The organism is Streptomyces sp. RP5T (genome assembly GCF_003933965.1).
GTDB lineage: Bacteria > Actinomycetota > Actinomycetes > Streptomycetales > Streptomycetaceae > Streptomyces.
Map to the genome: position 1 here is coordinate 1 of NZ_RSAJ01001212.1, position 727 is coordinate 727.

Consider the following 727-nt stretch of genomic DNA (forward strand, 5'->3'; position numbering starts at 1 on the left):
TTCCCGGGGGCTACCGCAAGCGCGTCTGGTCCGTCGGCGGTGTCACGCGCGTGCTCGTCGCCGCTCCCGACGGCTCCCTCGCCGCACGCGGCCAGCTGGCCCCGACCGGTGCGACCGCCGTCTTCGACCGGATCGAGACCGCGCCCGCCCACCGGCGCCGGGGCCTGGGCAGCGTCGTCATGCGCACGCTCCAGGCCACGGCGGCCGCGGCGGGCGCCAGGACCGGCGTCCTCGCCGGGACTCCGGCGGGCCGGGGCCTGTACGAGTCTCTGGGCTGGCATGTGCAAGCTCCGCTCACCAGTGCGAAGTTCATGGGCCGGGACGCCGGGTGACCGCCCGTCACGGGAGGCACCCCGGCAGGGGCCCTGTCATGCCGCGCCGGTGATCGACCCGACACCTCCGGTGGCCCCCACCGCCCGCACGGCGGACAACACCGGCCCGGCGCCGGCTCTTCCCGACACCGCGGAACGACGCCGACGGCACCTCACGAACACCGATCACGCCCCGCCCACCAGCCGCCGGACCTGCCGCCCGCAGTCCCAGAACGCACCCCGCACCGGACGGACGCGATCGGGCGGCAGCCGGAGACCGGCAGGACACGGACCACCGACCGGACCGGACACCACCCTGGCCATCGACGCCAGGCCCCCCCCCCCGGGGCACGGCCACATCGGGACCGCCGACCGGACCGGACACCGACCTCGCCCCTCAACGCCCGGACCAACCC

The 727-nt window shown here is 76.8% G+C and carries 1 protein-coding gene; it reads left to right on the plus strand.

Features of this window, described 5'->3' with window-relative positions; translation table 11 throughout:
* The coding region (locus EHS43_RS45460; protein WP_148104380.1) for a GNAT family N-acetyltransferase at positions 1-332 on the plus strand (332 nt) is incomplete at its 5' end.
* Positions 333-727: the final 395 nt, after the last annotated feature.